This is a genomic window from Pseudonocardia xishanensis (assembly GCF_039541715.1).
GTDB lineage: Bacteria > Actinomycetota > Actinomycetes > Mycobacteriales > Pseudonocardiaceae > Pseudonocardia > Pseudonocardia xishanensis.
The window spans coordinates 286331-304322 of record NZ_BAABGT010000122.1; the positions used below are offsets into that span (position 1 = coordinate 286331).

Genomic DNA, 17992 nt, shown 5'->3' on the forward strand with positions numbered 1-17992 from the left:
ATCGCTAGCGCTGGCACGGGTCGCGCGGCAGACTGGGGCGATGCGGATCGGCGTGCTGGGCCCGGTGGCGGCGTGGGCCGCCTCGGGCGCGGACGTCGCGCCCGCGGGCCTGCGGCTGCGCGGCCTGCTCGCCCGGCTCGCGCTCGCCCCGGGCCGCACCGTGACCGGCGAGACGCTGGTGGACGACCTGTGGGGCGGCGAGCCTGCGAGCGCGAACGCCCTGCAGGCCCTGGTCTCGCGGCTGCGCCGAGCCCTCGGGCCCGAGCTCGTGGCCACCGTGCCCGGCGGGTACCGACTGGAGATCGGGCACGGCGACGTGGACGCGGTGCGCGCCGCCGGACGTCTCGCCGAGGCCACCCACGAGCCCGATCCCGCGGCCGCGCGGGAGCTGGTGGGGCAGGCCCTCGCGCTCTGGCGGGGCCCCGCGCTGGCGGACGTCCGCAGGCTGCCGTTCGCGACCGTCGCCGCCGACCGGCTGGACGAGCAGCGCGCGGCCGCCGTCGAACGGGCGGCGGGGCTGGACCTGCGGCTGGGGCACGCCGCGGCGAGCGTGGAGCCGCTGACCGTGCTGCTCGGGGAACAGCCGCTGCGGGAGAGCGCCGCCGCCGCGCTGGCCCGCGCCTTGCACGCCACCGGTCGTCAGGCGGACGCCCTCGCGGTCCTGGACCGCACCCGCGCGCGGCTGGCCGGGGAGCTCGGGGTCGATCCCGGACCGGAGCTGGACTCGACCCGGCTGGACGTCCTGCGGGGGGTCTCGGCGCCGGTGGCGCCCGCGCCGCCCCGGCCGACCCGGTCCGCTCCCCCGGCCGCGCTGACCAGCTTCGTCGGCCGGGACGCGGACGTCACCCGGCTGCGTGAGCTGTTGGACACGGCCCGGCTGGTCACCCTCGTGGGGCCCGGCGGGGCGGGCAAGACGAGGCTCGCGCGGGAGGCCGCGCCCGCAGCGACGGTCGCCGAGCTGGCCCCGCTCACCGGGCCGGACCAGCTGGTCGAGACCGTGCTGGCGGCGGTCGGCACCCCGGAGCTGGTCATCCGGCAGGAGGAGCACACGGACGCGGTCGACCGGCTCGTCGCCGCGGTCGGCGGGCGCGAGCTGACCCTCGTCCTGGACAACTGCGAGCACCTGGTGCACGCCGCCGCCGGGCTCGCGGGCACCCTGTTGGACCGCTGCGCCGCGGTGCGGATCCTCGCGACGAGCCGGGAGCCGCTGGCCGTCCCCGGCGAGCGGCTGCACCCCGTGGAGGCGTTGGACGAGACCGCGGCCGTCCGGCTGTTCGTCGACCGCGGGGCCGCCGTCGCCCCGGACTTCGACACCGCCGACCCGGCCATCCCGGAGATCTGCCGCAGGCTGGACGGCCAGCCGCTGCCGATCGAGCTCGCCGCCGCTCGGCTGCGGATGCTGACCCCCGCGGAGATCCTCGCTCGGTTGGACGACCGGTTCCGGCTCCTCACCTCCGGCTCGCGCACCGTGCTGCCCCGCCACCAGACCCTGCGCGCGGTGGTCGACTGGAGCTGGGACCTGCTCACCGAGCCCGAACGCGCCCTGGCCCGCAGGCTGTCCGTGTTCGCGGGCGGCGCCACAGCGGACGCCACCGACCAGGTCTGCGGGGACGGGCTGGACGACCCCTTCAGCACGCTCGCCGCCCTCGTCGACAAGTCGCTGGTCGTCACCGTGCCCGGCAGCCCGACCCGCTACCGGATGCTGGAGACGATCCGGGAGTACGCACGGGAAAGGTTGGTCGCGGCGGGCGAGCAGCCGCGGACGGAGGCGCGGCACGCGGCCTGGACCGTCGCGCTGGTCGAGCGGGCCGAGCCGGAGCTGCGCGGCCGGGACCAGCTGCGGTGGCTCGCGGTGCTCCGGGCGGAGGCGGGCAACATCACCGGAGCGCTGCGCCGGGCCGTCGGGCAGCGGGACTCGGCCATGGCGTACCGGCTGGTCGCGGCCATGTTCTGGGCCTGGCTCATCCGTGGCGCCACCGAGGAGTCGATGAGCTGGGTGCGGTCCGTCGGGGAGCTCCCCGCGGCGGAGGCGCCCGCCTCGGCCGTCGCCCGCGTGACCGCCTTCCAGGCGATCGAGTCGCTCGGCCGCGGGCAGATGCCCGCCGCGCAGCGGTACATCGCGACGGCCCGGCACCTGGCCGAGTCCGTGCCTCAGCCCCGACACCCGGCGCTGGACCTGCTGGCGCCGATCAGCGAGGCGTTCCTGGTCAGGGACCAGGAGCCGCTGACCGCGATCAGCACCACCCACCCCGACCCCTGGGTGCGCGCGTTCGCACTCGAGATCCGTGCCACGCTGTCGGAGAACTCCGGCCTGATCGACCTCGAGCGGGAGCTGGTGCGCGCCGCGCACACCCTGTTCACGCAGGTCGGCGACCGGTTCGGGCTGGGCATGACGCTGACGACCCTCGGCGAGCTGGAGAAGTGGGCCGGGAACGCCGACGCGGCCGCCGCCGCCTTCGACGAGGCGATGGCCCTGGCCACCGAGCTCTCCAACGACGACGACCTCCCGCAGTTCATGGTCCAGCGCGGGGCCCTCGCGGCGCGCTGCGGCGACCACGCGCTGGCGCGCAAGCTCTACGGCGAGGCGCTGGACCGGATGAGCGGGTCGGCCTACGCCACGCCGGAGATGGTGCTGGTCTCGCTGGCCGAGCTCGACCGGCTGGAGGGCGACCTCGACGGCGCGCGGGCCCGGCTGGCGGAGGTCGATCCGGCCGCCGGCAGCGGGATCGCGGTGGCGCAGCGGGTCGCGCACCTGCACGTCCAGCAGGCGTTGCTCGAGCTCGCGGCGAACGCGCCCGCCGCGGCGGCCGCGCTGCTCGCGAAGGCCGTCGACGCAGGCGAGACGAGCCGGGACGGGCCGGTGGTGGCGGTCGTCGCCGAGACGGTCGCGCAGCTCGCCATCGCCCGGGGGGACGCCGCGGGTGCGGCGCGGGCGCTGGGGGTCGCCGAGGCCCGCCGCGGCACGCTCGACCTGAGCGATCCCCCCGTCCGTGCCCTACTGCGGGAGACGGACGAGGGCCTGCGCCGGGAGGCGGCGAGCCTGCCGACGCAGGCCGGGCTGGACCTGCTGCGGTCCGTCTGCGTCGTCCCGGTCAGGTCCGACGGCGGTACAGGGCCACCGCCACCGGCGCGAACACCAGCGTGATGCCCGCGGCCCAGATCAGGGCCGTCCCGGCGGGGCCTGCGACCGGGCCGCCCAGCAGCAGGCCGCGGACCGCGTCGGCGGTCTTGGACACCGGGTTGACGTTCACCCAGCCCTGCAGCCAGCCGGGCATGGTGCTCGCGGGCACGAACACGTTGCTGCCGAAGGTCAGCGGCAGCGAGATCAACGCGCCCAGACCCTGCACCGAGCGCGGTTCCTTGACGACCATCGCCAGCGCGGTGAACACCCAGCACAGGGCGAACGCGAAGGCCATGACCATCGCCAGCGAGGCGACGATCGCGAGCGGGCCCGCCTCGGTGCGGAAGCCGAGGATCGCGCCGAACACCAGCATGATCACACCGGAGGTGGCGTACCGCGCGAGGTCCGCGGTGATCGCCCCGAGCAGCGGCGCCGACCGCGGGATCGGCAGGCTGCGGAAGCGGTCGAAGATACCGGTGTGCAGGTCGTCGGCCAGCGCGGTGCCGGTCCCGGCGGACGCGAAGATCACCGTCTGGACGAGCACGCCGGGCAGGGCGAACTGCAGGTAGGCCGAGGGGTCGCCGGCGATCGCGCCGCCGAAGACGTAGACGAACAGCAGCAGGAAGATGACCGGCTGCAGCGTCACGTCGATCAGCGCCTCGGGCGAGTGCACGGTCTTGACGAGCCCGCGCCAGGCGAGCGTCATCGCGTGCCGGAGTGGCCCGTGGCGGGCTCCGGTGCGTGGCATCGGTTCCCGGACGGGCGTGGGGACGGGCGCGAGGCTGTCGGTGCGGGTGGTCATGCGGTGATCTCCTCGGCTGCGTGGCCGGTCAGGGTCAGGAAGACGTCGTCGAGGCTGGGCAGGCGCAACCCCAGCTCGGCGATCGGCACCCCGGAGCCGGCACCGAGCCGCGCACCGAGGGCTTGGAGCAGCTCGGGCGAGCCTGCGACGGTCAGCTCCCCCGTCGGGTCGATGGCGGGCGCCTCGGGGGTCAGCTCGGCGAGCAGGGTCGCGACGGCGGGCACGTCCGTGCGGTGCAGCGGCCGGACGTGCAGCAGCTGTCCGCCGACGTCCGACTTCAGCGACGCCGGGGTGCCGGTCGCGATGACCCGACCCCGGTCGAGGACGACCAGGTCCTCGGCGAGCTGGTCGGCCTCCTCCAGGTACTGCGTGGTCAGCAGGACCGTGGTGCCCTCGGCGGCGAGCGTGCGGACCTGGTCCCACACCTCGTTGCGGTGCCGGGGATCGAGGCCGGTGGTGGGCTCGTCGAGGAACAGCACGTCCGGCCTGCCGACCAGGCTCGCGGCCAGGTCCAGCCGCCGACGCATGCCGCCGGAGTAGGTCTTGACCCGACGTCGGGCGGCGTCGGCCAGGCCGAAGCGCTCCACGAGCTCGTCGGCGCGGGCCTTGGCGTCGCGCCGGGAGAGGTCCAGCAGCCGGGCGATCAGCTGCAGGTTCTCCAGGCCGGAGAGGGCGTCGTCGACCGCGGCGTACTGGCCGGTCAGCCCGACGACGGCGCGGACCGCCGCGGCCTCGGCCACGACGTCGTGGCCCAGCACGGTGGCCCGCCCGCCGTCCGGACGCAGCAGGGTGGACAGGATGCGCACGGTGGTGGTCTTGCCGGACCCGTTGGGGCCCAACAGACCGAGCACCGAGCCGCGGCGCACGGACAGGTCGATGCCCGCCAGCGCGGTGGTGTCGCCGAAGGTCTTGCGCAGGCCTTCGACGCAGAGGACAGGTTCCATGCCGACGAGCATCGCGGCCGGCCCTGCGATCTCCCTGACACGGCACTGACGCCATCGACTCCGCCACCGCGCCGAGATGTCAGCGGGCCGGCCCGGGGCCCGCAGGCCCCGCGACCACCACCTCGAGCAGGACAGCGCGGGAGGCCGCCGAGTCCGCGCGAGTAACGACTACATGGACCCGATCGCGAGCGCCGCCCTCTTCGGCGCCACCGCGCAGCTCGCGGCGGCCCCCACGTCCTGACGCGGGTCAGGCCTCGGCGCGCTCCGCGGCCTCCAGCCACTCCACCTCGACCTGCTCCTGCTCCGCCTGGACCTGCTTGAGCTCCGACGAGAGCTCGATCAGCTTCTGCGGGTCCGTGGCGGCCTCGGCGAGCTTGGTGTGCAGCTGCTCGGCGCGCTTCGTCAGCTGTGTCATGCGGCGCTCCAGACGCTGGGCCTCCTTGCGGGCGACCCGTTGGGCCGCGGCGTCCACCGCCTTGGGCGCAGCGGAGCCGGTGGCCTTCGCCGACGGGCCGGTCTGCGGGGCGGACGTGTCGGTGCCCTGGATCGCCCGGCGGCGCAGGTACTCCTCGATCCCGCCCGGCAGGTGCGTGATCCTGCCGTCCCCGAACAGCGCGACCACAGTGTCGCACACCCGCTCGGTGAGGTACCGGTCGTGGCTGACCACGATCAACGTGCCCGGCCAGCCGTCGAGCAGGTCCTCGAGGTTGGTCAGGGTGTCCACGTCCAGGTCGTTCGTCGGCTCGTCCAGCAGCAGGACGTTCGGCTCGGCCATGAGCAGCCGGGTGAGCTGCAGCCTGCGCCGCTCGCCGCCGGAGAGCCGCCCCACCGGCGTCCACTGCCGCGCGGGCGGGAAGCCGAGGCGCTCGGCGACCTGGGAGGCCGTCATCTCCTCCTTGCCGAACCGCACGTACTTGGCGACGGCCTCGACCGCCTCCAGCACCCGCATGTCCTTCGGCAGGTCGACGAGGTCCTGCGTGAGCTGCGCGAGCTGCACGGTGGTGCCCTGCACGCGCTTCCCGCCGTCCAGCGGGCGCTCGCCGGTCAGGGCCCGCAGCAGCGTGGTCTTGCCGGAGCCGTTCACCCCGACGATCCCGATCCGGTCCCCCGGGCCGAGCCGCCAGGTCTGGTGGTCCAGCAGCGTCCGCTCGCCGATCTTCACGGTCGCATCCTCGAGCTCGAGGACGGTGCGGCCCAACCGGTTCGTGGCGAAGTTCAGCAGCTCCACGGAGTTCCGCGGCGGCGGGACGTCCGCGATCAGCGCCTCCGCGGCCTCGATCCGGTACCGGGGCTTCGACGTCCGCGCGGGCGGTCCGCGGCGCAGCCAGGCCAGCTCCTTGCGCGCCAGGTTCCGCCGCCGGGCCTCCGCCGCGTCCGCCTGCTTGGTGCGCTCGGCCCGGGCGTAGACCCAGTCCTGGTAGCCGCCGAGGTAGCTCTCGACCTGCCCGTTCGCGACCTCCCAGGTCCGCGTGCAGACCGAGTCGAGGAACCAGCGGTCGTGCGTGACCACCACGACGCCGCAGCGCCGGGCGATCAGGTGCTCCGCGAGCCAGGTGACGCCCTCGATGTCCAGGTGGTTGGTCGGCTCGTCCAGCACCACGAGATCGGGCTCGCCGAGCAGCGCGCGGGCCAGCGCGACCCGGCGCTTCTCGCCGCCGGACAGCCCGTCCGTGGACCGCTCGAGGTCACGGATCCCGAGGCCGCCCAGCACGTCCCTGGCCTTCGCGTCGCTCGCCCACTCGTGGTCGGAGCCGTACTCGGCGAGCACCACGTCCCGGACCGTGGAGCCCTTCGGGAAGTCGTCCCCCTGGGTCAGGTAGGCGAGCTTGAGCCCACCGAGCCGGGAGACGCGGCCCGCGTTGGGCTCGCGGCGCCCGGAGAGGACCTCCAGGAGCGTGGTCTTGCCGCCCCCGTTGAGCCCCACGACGCCGACGCGCTCGCCCCGCTCGATGCCGAGCGACACGGCGTCCAGCAGCACGCGGGAGGCGTCCCCCGGGACGTGAGCGGTGACGCTCTCCAGGTTGACGAGGTTCTGACCAGCCATTATCACGCTCTCGCAGGCGGCCAGGAGCCGCTCGGGGTGGGTGGGGTGTCGGAGCCGTCCGACGCGACGACGCGCGCGCCCGGCACCGGGCCGTGCGCGACGCGGACGGTACGGCACACGCCGACACCCGCCAGCTCGGCGGCGACCTCGACAGCGGAGTCCGCGCTGGGACAGAGGAAGGCGCAGGTGGGACCGGAGCCGGAGACGATCCCGGCGAGCGCGCCCGCGCTCACCCCGGCCCGCAGGGTGCGGCGCAGGTCCGGCGCCAGGCTGACGGCCGCGGCCTGCAGGTCGTTGCCCAGCGCCAGCGCCAGCACGCGGGGATCGCCCTGGGCCAGCGCCCCCAGGACGGGTTCGACCGGTCGCTCGGGCGGCTCGTCCGCCCCGCGCAACCGGTCCAGCTCGTGGAAGACCGTGGGTGTGGAGAGCCCGCGGCGGGCCAGGGCGATCACCCAGTGCAGCGGGTGCCGGGAGAGCACGGGCACGATCTGCTCGCCGCGCCCGGTGCCGAGCGCGGTGCCGCCGTGCAGCGCGAACGTGACGTCGCTGCCCAGCTGTGCGGCCATCTCGGACAGCTCGTCCCGGGAGAGGTCCAGCTTCCACAGCGCCGCCAGCGCGACCAGCGTCCCCGCCGCGTCGGCACTCCCCCCGGCCATGCCCCCGGCGACCGGGATGCCCTTGCGGAGCACGACCTTCACCTCGGGATCACGCCCGGAGTGGCGGGCCAGCAGGTCGACGGCGCGCCAGGCGAGGTTGGTGTCGTCCACCGGGACCTCGGAGACTCCCTCGCCGAACACCTCGAGCCCCGGCTCGTCGCTCGCCGAGACCGCGACCTCGTCGAACAGGCTCACGGCGTGGAACACGGTGACCAGGTCGTGGTACCCGTCCTCGCGCACGCCACCGACCGCGAGGTGCAGGTTGATCTTCGCAGGCACCCGGACGGTGACCGGCGGTCGGAGGGCGGAGAGCACCACCCAACCCTACTGACCGCGGCCGGGCCGGAGGCTGACGGTGAAGGTGAGCACGGCCACCAGGCCCAGGACCAGCACGCCGGCCGGGAGCAGCAGGGACTGCGCCATCGCGGTGCTGAAGCCCGCGTGCAGCGCGGGCGGGATGGCGGTGATGGTCTCGCCCGCGGGCGAGGCCCCGCCGCCCGAGAACTGGGCGGCGATCCGGGACTCCATGAGCACGGCGATCCCCGCGCTGCCCAGCACCGCGCCCACCTGGCGGGTGGTGTTGTAGACACCCGCGCCCGCACCCGCCTGGTCCTGCGGCAGGTTGCGGTTGGCGGTGGTGGACACCGGCCCCCAGACGAACGCGTTCCCGACGCCGAGCAGGGCGATCGGCAGCAGCAGGACCCACACCGCGGTGCCCGGCTTCATCACCGCCGCCAGCCAGACCAGCGCCACCACCCAGGCCGCGATGCCGAACCCGGCGATCCAGCGGGGGTGCGCACGGTCGGTGAGCCTGCCGACGAACGGCGCCAGCACCCCGGAGAACACCGCCATCGGGATCAGCAGCAGGGCCGCGCGCGTGGGGCTGAGCCCCATGACCCCCTGCGAGTAGAAGGTGATGGGGAACGCCATCGCGGTGATGGCGAAGCCCACCGTGGTGATCGCGATGTTGGCGAGGCTGAAGTTCCGGTCCCGGAACAGCGACAGCGACATCAGCGGCTCGGCGCGGTTGCGCGCCTGCCAGAACACGAAGCCCGCGAGCACCACCACACCGGACGCGATCAGCGCCCACACCCCAGCGCCCCAGTCGTAGCTCTGCCCCTCCTGGATCCCGAAGACCAGCAGGAACATGCCGACGCCCGACAGCACGACGCCGAGCACGTCGAACCGGCGCACCGTCGTGGGCAGCGCCGGGACCAGCCGCATGGCCAGCACGAACGCGACCACGCCGATCGGGACGTTGATGAAGAAGATCCACTCCCAGCCGAGCCCGTCCACCAGGACGCCGCCCAGGATCGGGCCGACCAGCGTGGCGACCCCGGCGCTGGCGCCCCACAGGCTCATCGCCTGGCCGCGCTTGTGCGGCGGGAACGTGCGGGTGATCACGGCCATGGTCTGCGGGGTCATCAGCGAGGCGCCGAGGCCCTGCACCGCCCGGGCCGCGACGAGCATCTCGATCGACGAGGTGAGCCCGCACCACAGCGACGCCAGCGTGAAGACCGTCAGCCCGACGAGGTACATCCGCCGCGGGCCGAACCGGTCCCCCAGCCTGCCGGTGATCAGCAGCGGCACGGCGTAGGCCAGCAGGTAGGCGCTGGTCACCCACACCACCGCATCCACGCTCGCCCCGAAGTCCCGCTGGATCGCCGGGGTGGCGATCGACACGATCGTCATGTCGATCAGGATCATGAAGAAGCCGACCACCAACGCCCAGAGGGCCGGCCACGGGCTCACCTCGACGGGAGCGGTGGCACGGGTGCCTGAGTCACTGACGGCCATGGGTGCACCTTCGGGACGGGTTCGGTTCGCCGTGAAAGCCTAGGCCGGACCCCCGACACTTCTCGCGGCGGAGGCGGCCCGACCCGGGCGCCTATCTCCGCGCGGCGGCGATCCGGGCGAACTCGTCGATCCCGAGCGTCTCGGCCCGGGCCATCGGGTCGACGTCCGCGGCCCGCAGGATCTCCTCGGCCGCTGCGGCCGAGCCCGCCCACCCCGCCAACGCGGGCCGCAACGCCTTGCGGCGCTGGGCGAACGCCGTGTCGACGACGGCGAACACCGCGGCCCGGTCCCCGGCGGGCGGCTCGCGGCGGGTGAAGGCCAGCAGGCCGGAGTCGACGTTGGGCACGGGCCAGAACACCGCGCGCGGCACCGGTCCGGCCTTACGGGCGGTGGCGAACCACGCCAGCTTCGCGCTGGGCACGCCGTAGACCTTGCTCCCGGGCCCGGCCGCCAGCCGGTCCACGACCTCCTGCTGCACCATGACCAGCCCCTTCTCCAGGCTGGGCAGCGCCCCGAGCAGCGTCAGCAGGACCGGGACGCCGACGTTGTACGGCAGGTTCGCGACGACGGCGGTGGGCCGGGGATCGAGCTCCCGCACCGTCATCGCGTCCGCCTCGGTGACGGTGAGCCGGTCGACGAGGTCCGGTGCGAACTCCGCCACCGTGCCCGGCAGGGCCGCGGCCAGCGCCGGGTCGATCTCCACCGCGTGCACGTGCGCCGCCGCGGGCAGCAGGGCGAGGGTCAGCGAGCCGAGCCCCGGCCCGACCTCGACCACCACGTCCTCCGGGGTGAGGCCCGCGGCCTTGACGATGCGCCGCACCGTGTTCGGGTCGTGCACGAAGTTCTGCCCGAGCCGCTTGGTGGGTCGGATCCCGAACCGCTCGGCGAGCGCACGCACCTCGGCCGGGCCGAGCAGGCGGGAGGTGGTCACGGGCCCCATCTTCCGGGATGGCCCGGAACGGGCACACTGCCGGGTGTGCTGAGGCTGCGCTGGCTCACCCTGCTCACCGGGGACCGCGACGTGCGGATCGGCGGGGTCGACTTCGCCCTCCGCCGTAATACAGTTGCATCATGACTGATCTCCCGGCTGTCGTGTTCGACTTCGGTGGCGTGGTGACCTCGTCGCCCTTCGAGGCCTTCGCCCGGGTCGAGGCCGAACGCGGGCTGCCGAAGGACCTCGTCCGCCGGATCAACGCGACGAACCCGGACACCAACGCCTGGGCGCGGTTCGAACGCGCCGAGATCGACGCGGCCGCGTTCGACGCCGAGTTCGCCGCCGAGGCACGGGCGCTCGGCCACGACCTGCCCGGCAGCGTGGTGCTCGCCGTGCTGTCCGGCGCGGTGCGGCCGCGGGTGGTCGCGGCGATCGACCTGCTGAAGGAGCGCGGGCACCGACTGGGCTGCATCACCAACAACGTCCCCGCGGGCCACGGCGCGCAGATGTCGGCGACGGCGGAGCAGGCCGCCGAGATCGCCGCGGTCATGGCGCGGTTCGACCACGTCGTGGAGAGCAGCAAGGTCGGCGTGCGCAAGCCGGACCCGCGGATCTACGAGATGGCCTGCGCGGGGCTGGGCGTGCGCCCCGAGGACTGCGTGTACCTGGACGACCTGGGGATCAACTGCAAGCCCGCCGCGGCGCTGGGCATGCGGGCGATCAAGGTGACCGGCGAGGAGCAGGCGTTGCGCGACCTCGGGGCCGCGCTCGGCCTCACCTTCTAGCGCGGCAGGCCGAGCTTGCGGGCGCAGGCGGGCCAGGCGCCGTAGCCGCCGCGGTCGTCCCTGACCTTCTCGGCCACCGCGATCTGCTCCTCGCGGGAGGCCTGGTGCGGCAGCGGGGCGTACTGGTTGCCGCCGTAGGCGCGCCAGGTGGAGGCGTCGAACTGGACGCCGCCGTAGTAGCCGTTGCCGGTGTTGATCGCCCAGTTCCCACCCGCCTCGCACTTCGCGAGCTTGTCCCAGGTGGCGGTGTCGCCGATCTCGGGCGCGGGCGGCTGCTCGTCGTTGGTGCCGACCTTGACGATGCGCGGGCTGGGCGGGGTGCTGGCGCCGCCGCGGATCTGCTCGCGCCGGACCTCCTGGCCGTTCTGCACGTACACCCGCATCACGGCGGTCTGCTCGCCCGGCTTGCCCGGGTCCACGACCTTCTTCTCGCCGCGGGGCATGTCCGGGTCCTCGATCTCCTGCACCGGCGGGTCGGTCCTGCGGACCTCGACGACCTCGCCCTCGCCGTTGCGCACCAGGTGGACCTGGAGGCCGTCGGTCAGCGGGGTGTCGCCGCTGGGGACCGAGACGTCGTCCGGGCCGAGGGTGATCCCGCGCTGCTCCAGCAGGCCGCCCACGGTGCCCGCGTTCGTGCGGACGTCCTCGGGGGCGCCCGTGCCGTCGACCAGGGTCACCGAACGCGTGACCTCGATCTGCACGGCGAGCCCCGCCATGGGGATCTCGGTGTCCGGGGACAGCGACATCTGGATGGGCGCCACGCTCACACCCATGCCCTGCAACGCCTCCTCGACCGACGCCGCGGTGGTCCAGATCGTGCGGGTCCGGCCGCCCTCGGTGAGGGTGAGCACCCGGGCCCGGTTGACGATCACCTGGTCGCCGTCGGCGAGGTCGGTGGTGGGGGCGGGCTCCACCCGGTCCTGCGGGGACGCCGCGACGCCCGCCGCGGCGAGCACGCCCTGCACGTCCCGGGCGAACGTGTGGACGGTGCGGTCCCGCCCGTCCACGGTCACCGTGATCGTCTTGTCCATCGCCAGCGCGGTCCCGCTGACGCCGGTGAGCATCAGCAGCGCGACCATCACCGCGACCTTGGCCCCCCTGCCCCGGCGCGGCGCGGCTGTCCGGGGGTGGCGGGGTGCGGCACGACGAACGGGCCGCTCGGCCCGTTCCGGAGCGGGGGCGGGCTCCGCGGGGGTGACCCGGCCGGGCGCCCCGGGCGCCCCGGGAGCCGCGACGGCGGCGAAGGCCTCGGTCGGCGGCTCGTCCTCGACGACGGGGAGCGCACCGGAGGCGACCGTGGGGAACGAGCCCGTCGCGGGCTCCGCCACGACGGTCGGGAACGCACCCGTCGCGGGCTCGGACCGGACCGCCGGGAAGGACCGGGACCGCGGCTCGGACTCCGACGCCGAGACGGCGGCGAACGCGCCGGTGGCGGCCTCGAAGGTGCCGGTCGCGGGCTCGACCCGGGGCAGCCCGCCCGTGGGGGCGTCCTCGGTGAACCAGTCCCGCACCACGGGGACCGGGGAGGTGAGCGGCTCGTCGACGACCGGGAACGGGTCCGAGGGGAGACCGTCCTGCCAGGAGCCGGGGACGTAGCCGGTCGCGGTGGTCCCCGCCGGGACGCTCGCCCAGTCGACGGCGCCGGAGTCGGCGCCGGAATCCGCGTCGGAGTCCGCGCCGGAGTCCGCCTCCGCGTCGCGCTCCAGCCACGGGCCGACGCGGTCCTCGGCGCGCTCGTCCAGCGCCTCGAGCCCGAGGCGCACGCGGACGGCGCGGCGTCGCGCGCGTGCGGATACGTCGACCACTGGCTTCCAGACGCTCGGCGGACCGGGCAGGGGTGGCGCGCGACGGACGACCGGGGAGCGTGGCCGACCCTCGCGACACCGGTGCTGGGGAGCGTCCCATCCCGGCTGGGCGAATCACGGAACCGTAACGGGGCGTGGTCGCCTACTTCGACCCCCGACACGCGAGCGGCGCCGAACGGTGCCCCTGCTACGCCGAACGAGACCCCGGACCGCCGGGCGACGTCACACCCGTCCACAGGTCCGCGCCGAAGACGCGGCGGGCGTTGCGCAGCGTGACCTCGGCCAGCGAATCCGCCTGTGCGCCACGGAGTTCGGCCAGGCCGCGCACGGTCCAGGGCAGGCAGAACGGCTCGTTGCCGCGACCCCGGTTCGGGTGCGGGGTGAGGAAGGGCGCGTCCGTCTCGACCAGCAGCAGATCCTCCGGTGGGACGACGGCGGCCTCACGCAGGTCCTCGGCGTTACGGAACGTGACCGTCCCCGCGAACGACAGCACGTACCCCGCCGCGGCGCACTCGCGCGCCATCGCCGCGTCCCCGGAGAAGCAGTGGAAGACCACCGTCTCCGGCGCGCCCTCCTCGCGCAGGATCCGCAGGACGTCCGCGTGGGCGTCCCGGTCGTGGATCATCAGCGGCTTGCCCAGCCGCTTGGCGAGGTCGATGTGCCACCGGAACGACTCCTGCTGCGCCGCGGGCGGCGAGTAGTCCCAGTAGTAGTCCAGCCCCGTCTCCCCGACCGCGACCACACGCGGATCGGCGGCGAGCCGCTCGATCTCGGCGAACTCGTCGTCGCTCACGGCGGCGGTACGGGTCGGGTGCAGCGCGACGGCCGCGTACACCCGCGGGTCCCAGTGGGCGGCCTGCACGGCGGACCGCGCCGCGGGCAGGTCGTCGGCCACCGTCACGGCCCCGACGACCCCCACGGCCGAAGCACGGTCCATCGCGGCGACGACGGTCTCCGGGGAGTCGCACCCACACGCGTCGAGATGGGTGTGGGCGTCCACGGTGGGCGCCCCGAGCGGCTCCGGCGGCGCGGGCGGTTCACGCCGGCTCATGCGTCTCCCTACGAGGTCGAGAGGAACCTCCGTGCTGTTCGATCACGGTCTCGACAGCACTGGGGTTCCTCTCGGCTACTTCTGGATGGGGGCCCACTCCGGGCCGTCCTCGCCCAGGCCCGGGTCCAGCTTCCGGAACAGTGGGCTCGGCTTCTGCAGAGGCTTGCCGACCTCGATCGGGCGGGACTCCCACACGGCCTGCTGCTCGGCGTACTCCCCGGTCAGGACGTCGTAGTCCGGGCCGTCGCCGAGGTCTTCGACGGTGCGGATCGCCGGCTGCGCCGCCCACACGCCCTCGCCGCCCAGCGCCTCGTGCACCTTCTGCGCGGCGTGCGGGAGGAACGGGGTGAGCAGAGTGTTCGCGTCCGACACGACCTGCAGGGCCGTGTGCAGGATCGTGTCCCGGCGGTCCGGGTCGTCCTTGCGCTTCCACGGCTCCTGGTCGGAGATGTACTTGTTCGCCGAGGACACCACCCGCATGGCCTCGCCGACCGCCTGCTTGAACCGGTTGCGCCGCAACAGGTCCCCGACGACGTCGAAGCTCGCCCGGGAGGCCGCCAGCAGCTCGGCGTCCTCGGCGGTGGGCGCGGTGGGCTTGGGGATGGCGCCGACGTTCTTGTGCGCCATCGACACCGAGCGGTTGACCAGGTTGCCCCACTCGTTGGCCAGCTCGAAGTTCGTGCGCCGCACGAACTCCTCCCAGGTGAAGTCCGTGTCCTGGTTCTCCGGCCCGGCCACGGCGATGAAGTACCGCAGCGCGTCCGGCCCGAACTCCTCGAGGAAGTCGCCGACGTAGATCACGGTGCCGCGGGAGGTCGAGAACTTCGACCCGCTCATCGTGAGGTACTCCGAGGACACGATCTCGTTCGGCAGGTTCAGCGTGCCGAACGCGCCGGGCTCGCCGCCGTGGTCCCCGGCACCGTTGTGCCCCAACAGGATCGCGGGCCACATCACCGAGTGGAAGGTGATGTTGTCCTTGCCCATGAAGTAGTAGCCCTGGGCGGCCGGGTCCGTCCACCACTGCTGCCAGGCGTCCGGGTCCGGGCCGCGGCGGGCCCACTCGATGGAGGCCGAGAGGTAGCCGATGACGGCGTCGAACCAGACGTAGATCTTCTTGAGCGGGTTGTCCGACCAGCCGTCCAACGGGACGGGGACGCCCCAGTCCAGGTCGCGGGTGATGGCCCGCGGCTTGAGGTCCTCGATGAGGTTCGCGGAGAACTTGAGGACGTTCGGCCGCCAGTCCGTGCGCGTGGACAGCCAGCGCCCCAACGACTCCGAGAAGGCGGGCAGGTCCAGGAAGAAGTGCTCGGTCTCGACGAACTTCGGCGTCTCGCCGTTGATCCGCGAGCGCGGGTTGATCAGGTCGGCGGGGTCCAGCTGGTTGCCGCAGTTGTCGCACTGGTCGCCGCGCGCGCCGTCGTACCCGCAGATCGGGCAGGTGCCCTCGACGTAGCGGTCCGGCAGCGTACGGCCCGTGGACGGGCTGATCGCGCCCATCTGGGTCTTCGCGACGATGTAGCCGTTCTTGAACAGCGACAGGAACATCTGCTGCGTGACGTCGTAGTGGTTGGACGTCGTGGTGCGCGTGAACAGGTCGTAGGACAGCCCGAGCCCCTGCAGGTCCCGGGTGATCACGCCGTTGTACTTGTCGGCGAGCTGCCGCGGGGACAGCCCCTCGGCGTCCGCCTGCACCTGGATCGGAGTGCCGTGCTCGTCCGTGCCGCTGACCATCAGGACCCGGTCGCCCGTCATCCGCCGGAAGCGCGAGAAGACGTCGGAGGGCACACCGAAACCGGAGACGTGGCCGATGTGTCGCGGACCGTTGGCGTAGGGCCACGCCACGGCGGTCAGCACGGCACTCGACGGGCTGGAACTCATGCCGACCAGCGTATGCCCGGGCGGGAAGCGGCTTTCGGCCGCCCACGACCGGGCGGATCACACGGCCCGGTGGCCGGGCGGGCGATACGGTGAGGTCATGGACGCCGCAGAGCCGCGCGCGGTCGGGGCCGAGGACCGGCGGGCCGCGATGCGCGACGCCGGCCTGCAGATCTGGGCGGACGAGGGCTGGGCGGCGGTCACCGCGCCCGCCGTCTGTGCCGCCACCGGGGTGTCGCCGTCGGCCTTCGCCGCCGAGTTCGCCACCGCCGAGGAGCTGCTCGGTGAGATCTTCGACGAGGGCACCGAGGAGCGCACCGCGGTCGTCCTGGCGGCGATGGAGGCGGCGGGCACGAACCTGGTCGCCCGCATCCACGCCTGCCTGGACGCCGTCGCGGGCTGCTTCGAGCGGGATCCCCGGCAGGCGGTGGTCCTGATCGAGGCGATCGGGTCACCCGTCCTGCGCACCCGGCGGCGTGTCGCGAACCGCGGCTTCGCCACGCTGATCGCGGGCGAGCTGCGCCCGGTCGCGCTGCCGATCTCCCCGGAACAGCTGCACGTCGCGGCCCACTTCTGCCTCGGTGGCCTCGCCGAGCTGGTCCTGTCCTGGCAGGACGAGGGCACGGCGGTCGACCGCGCCCGGCTCGTCGAGCACGGCACGCTGCTGTTCGAGGCCTGCCTGACCGCCCGCTGACCGGTCAGCCCTGTCGGGTCGGCCGCAGGGTGATGTCCCCGATCTCGACGTCCGCGGGCTGCTCGACGGCGAAGGCGACCGCCCGCGCGACGGCGTCCGGCCCGATCCCGAGCGCGGCCATCGCCTGGTGGGCCTTCTCCCGCTCCACCGGGTCGTCGACGTGGTCCACGAGCTCGGTGCGGACGTACCCCGGCGAGATCGAGGTCGTGCGCAGGACGCCGTCGGTGGACTCCTGGCGCAGGGCCTCCATCAGCGTGCGCACGGCGTTCTTGGTCCCCGCGTAGACCGCCTGCGTGGGCACGATCTTCAGCCCGGACGTCGACACGACCGTGACGAGGTGCCCGCTCCCCTGCCGCCGGAACACGGGGAGGGCGGCCGCGACGCCGTGCAGCACACCCCGCAGGTTGACGTCGATCATCGCGTTCCAGTCGTCCACGTCGAGGGACGCCATCGGCGCGATCCGTGCGACCCCGGCGTTCCCGACCAGCACGTCGAGGCGCCCGAACCGGTCCACCGCCAGTGCCACCAGCTCGGTCAGGTCACCGCGCCGGGTCACGTCGACCCGCTGCATCTCGGCCCGCCCGCCCGCGGACCGGATCCGTTCCACCAGAGCCTCGAGCCGATCGGTCCGCCGCGCACCCAGCACCACGGCGGCACCCCGCCCCGCCAGCTCCAGCGCGGTCGCCGCACCGATCCCACTGCTCGCCCCGGTGATCGCGACGACCGTCCCGTCCAACCCGCTCATGGCCCACTCCTCGGTCTAACCTGACAACTGTCCGCTTAGCCGACCGTACCGGACAGTTGTCCGACAAGGAGGTGCGCCCGTTGTCCCCCCGCGAGCCCCGGTCCGACGCCGTCGCCAACCGCCGCCGCATCGTCGAGGCCGCGCGCGCCGAGCTGAGCAGCGCCAACGGTGCGACCGACGACCTGAGGCTGCACCGGGTCGCCAAGGCCGCCGGTATCGGGCAGGGCACCCTGTACCGGCACTTCCCGACCCGCGAGCACCTGCTGGCGGAGGTCTACCGGCAGGAACTGACCGAGCTCGTCGACGCCGTGGGCCCGTTGCTCGCCGAGCACCCGCCGCTGCGCGCGCTGGAGTGCTGGCTCGATCACCTGCTCGCCTACGCCCGCGTGAAGCGCGGCGTGATGGCGGCGATCGAGGCCTCCACCTGGGAGGACCTCTACTCCGCGCAGCACCATCGACTCGACGACGCGCTCGACGAGCTGCTCGCCCGGGGCCGGGCGGCGGGTGAGGTCCGGGAGGGAATCGACGCCACCGACGTCGTCCTGCTCCTCGGCGCGCTGTCCCGCATCCCCGGTCCGGAGTGGGACACCCGGGCCCCCACCGTCGTCGCGATGGTGGTCGAGGGTCTGCGCGCCACCCCAGCGCGCGGTCCAGGTTGATCGCGCTGCTGATCACGGCGAGGTGGGTGAAGGCCTGGGGGAAGGTGCCCAGGTGGGTGCCGGTGAGGCCGATCTGCTCG

General features: G+C 74.0%; 15 protein-coding genes. 5 read left to right on the forward strand and 10 right to left on the reverse strand.

Annotated elements, in window-relative coordinates; genetic code table 11:
* Positions 1 to 40 precede the first annotated feature (40 nt).
* Positions 41 to 3145: an ATP-binding protein gene (locus tag ABD993_RS35355; protein WP_345428489.1), complete on the forward strand. Its 3105-nt coding sequence runs from the start codon at positions 41 to 43 to the stop codon at positions 3143 to 3145.
* Here the strand turns inward: ABD993_RS35355 and ABD993_RS35360 are convergent.
* Together ABD993_RS35360 and ABD993_RS35365 are read right to left on the reverse strand one after the other, a co-directional pair.
* Complete coding sequence (locus ABD993_RS35360; protein WP_345428492.1) at positions 3093 to 3923, reverse strand: ABC transporter permease; 831 nt, start codon at positions 3921 to 3923, stop codon at positions 3093 to 3095. The two genes, ABD993_RS35355 and ABD993_RS35360, sit on opposite strands and share 53 nt — an antisense overlap.
* The gene (locus ABD993_RS35365) at positions 3920 to 4867 is read right to left on the reverse strand and encodes an ATP-binding cassette domain-containing protein (RefSeq protein WP_345428494.1); all 948 of its coding nucleotides are present in this window, start codon (positions 4865 to 4867) and stop codon (positions 3920 to 3922) included. Before ABD993_RS35365 ends, ABD993_RS35360 begins: the two co-directional genes overlap by 4 nt.
* A 76-nt stretch (positions 4868 to 4943) precedes the next feature.
* Here ABD993_RS35365 and ABD993_RS35370 point away from each other — a divergent pair, with 76 nt between their 5' ends.
* Positions 4944 to 5108 (forward strand): hypothetical protein, encoded by a 165-nt coding sequence (locus ABD993_RS35370; protein ID WP_345428497.1) that lies wholly within the window; start codon positions 4944 to 4946, stop codon positions 5106 to 5108.
* A gap of 6 nt (positions 5109 to 5114) precedes the next feature.
* Here ABD993_RS35370 and ABD993_RS35375 read toward each other — a convergent pair whose 3' ends face one another.
* The 4 genes from ABD993_RS35375 to rsmA all read right to left on the reverse strand — a co-directional run bounded on the left by ABD993_RS35375 (position 5115) and on the right by rsmA (position 10304).
* A complete protein-coding gene (locus ABD993_RS35375) occupies positions 5115 to 6911 on the reverse strand; it encodes an ABC-F family ATP-binding cassette domain-containing protein (protein WP_345428500.1) in 1797 nt (598 codons plus the stop codon).
* Between the two features lie 2 nt (positions 6912 to 6913).
* On the reverse strand, positions 6914 to 7882 hold the full coding sequence (locus ABD993_RS35380; protein ID WP_345428503.1) for a 4-(cytidine 5'-diphospho)-2-C-methyl-D-erythritol kinase: 969 nt from the start codon (positions 7880 to 7882) through the stop codon (positions 6914 to 6916).
* Positions 7883 to 7891: 9 nt separating this feature from the next.
* Positions 7892 to 9364 carry a DHA2 family efflux MFS transporter permease subunit gene (locus tag ABD993_RS35385; protein WP_345428506.1) on the reverse strand — a complete coding sequence of 491 codons (1473 nt, stop codon included), beginning with the start codon at positions 9362 to 9364 and terminating at the stop codon, positions 7892 to 7894.
* 91 nt (positions 9365 to 9455) lie between these two features.
* Positions 9456 to 10304, reverse strand: coding sequence for a 16S rRNA (adenine(1518)-N(6)/adenine(1519)-N(6))-dimethyltransferase RsmA (rsmA, locus tag ABD993_RS35390; protein WP_345428509.1), 849 nt, complete (start codon positions 10302 to 10304; stop codon positions 9456 to 9458).
* A gap of 131 nt (positions 10305 to 10435) precedes the next feature.
* Here rsmA and ABD993_RS35395 point away from each other — a divergent pair, with 131 nt between their 5' ends.
* A complete protein-coding gene (locus ABD993_RS35395; protein WP_345428512.1) occupies positions 10436 to 11083 on the forward strand; it encodes an HAD-IA family hydrolase in 648 nt (215 codons plus the stop codon).
* Here the strand turns inward: ABD993_RS35395 and ABD993_RS35400 are convergent.
* The 3 genes from ABD993_RS35400 to metG all read right to left on the reverse strand — a co-directional run bounded on the left by ABD993_RS35400 (position 11080) and on the right by metG (position 15817).
* Complete coding sequence (locus tag ABD993_RS35400) at positions 11080 to 12846, reverse strand: resuscitation-promoting factor (RefSeq protein WP_345428514.1); 1767 nt, start codon at positions 12844 to 12846, stop codon at positions 11080 to 11082. The two genes, ABD993_RS35395 and ABD993_RS35400, sit on opposite strands and share 4 nt — an antisense overlap.
* A gap of 229 nt (positions 12847 to 13075) precedes the next feature.
* Positions 13076 to 13939: a TatD family hydrolase gene (locus ABD993_RS35405; RefSeq protein ID WP_345428517.1), complete on the reverse strand. Its 864-nt coding sequence runs from the start codon at positions 13937 to 13939 to the stop codon at positions 13076 to 13078.
* Between the two features lie 75 nt (positions 13940 to 14014).
* Positions 14015 to 15817, reverse strand: coding sequence for a methionine--tRNA ligase (gene metG / locus ABD993_RS35410; RefSeq protein WP_345428520.1), 1803 nt, complete (start codon positions 15815 to 15817; stop codon positions 14015 to 14017).
* 97 nt (positions 15818 to 15914) lie between these two features.
* Between metG and ABD993_RS35415 the strand changes: the two genes are divergently transcribed.
* Positions 15915 to 16508 (forward strand): TetR family transcriptional regulator, encoded by a 594-nt coding sequence (locus ABD993_RS35415; protein ID WP_345428523.1) that lies wholly within the window; start codon positions 15915 to 15917, stop codon positions 16506 to 16508.
* A gap of 4 nt (positions 16509 to 16512) precedes the next feature.
* On the opposite strand, the gene ABD993_RS35420 is transcribed toward ABD993_RS35415, so the two are convergent.
* On the reverse strand, positions 16513 to 17253 hold the full coding sequence (locus ABD993_RS35420) for an SDR family oxidoreductase (RefSeq protein WP_345428526.1): 741 nt from the start codon (positions 17251 to 17253) through the stop codon (positions 16513 to 16515).
* 80 nt (positions 17254 to 17333) lie between these two features.
* Between ABD993_RS35420 and ABD993_RS35425 the strand changes: the two genes are divergently transcribed.
* Complete coding sequence (locus ABD993_RS35425; protein ID WP_345428636.1) at positions 17334 to 17912, forward strand: TetR/AcrR family transcriptional regulator; 579 nt, start codon at positions 17334 to 17336, stop codon at positions 17910 to 17912.
* The last annotated feature ends 80 nt before the right edge of the window (positions 17913 to 17992 follow it).